At 38.6% G+C, this 360-nt stretch carries 1 pseudogene; it reads right to left on the bottom strand.

From position 1 onward, the window contains the following. Positions 1–360 (bottom strand): annotated as a pseudogene (locus tag CWM53_RS08300) (hypothetical protein); the annotation flags it as partial.

Genomic DNA, 360 nt, shown 5'->3' with positions numbered 1-360 from the left:
TAACAACTGGAAATTTGTTTTTCCTTGGCGGGAGTCAAAGGGATTGCCAACTAAAGAATATGCTTCAGAATATACTGCCTGATTTCCTAAAAGGATGGCCCTTAAAGCTTCATGCTTTGGTAATACATAATTCCCATGTTCTTTATAGACTCTCATTGCTTTTCCTGGGTTTGTATAACCATGTTCGATAAATTCTCGAGTCATTCTTAGAGCATTCCTTATGTCCCCAGCGGCAAGCACCTCAAGTAAGTTCCCTATTTCAGTACCTAATACTGAGCTTTGAAGTAAGCTGATTAATTCTGCTTTGTTATCAACATGGAATCTTATACCATTATCTGATTCAAAGTCGCCTTGCTCTCC

Origin of the sequence: Klebsiella sp. A-Nf5 (assembly GCF_002810545.1) — a bacterium.
GTDB classification, from domain to species: domain Bacteria; phylum Pseudomonadota; class Gammaproteobacteria; order Enterobacterales; family Enterobacteriaceae; genus Klebsiella; species Klebsiella variicola.
Note: the sequence above shows the minus strand (reverse complement) of the source record. Positions and strands in the feature narration are given on the sequence as shown.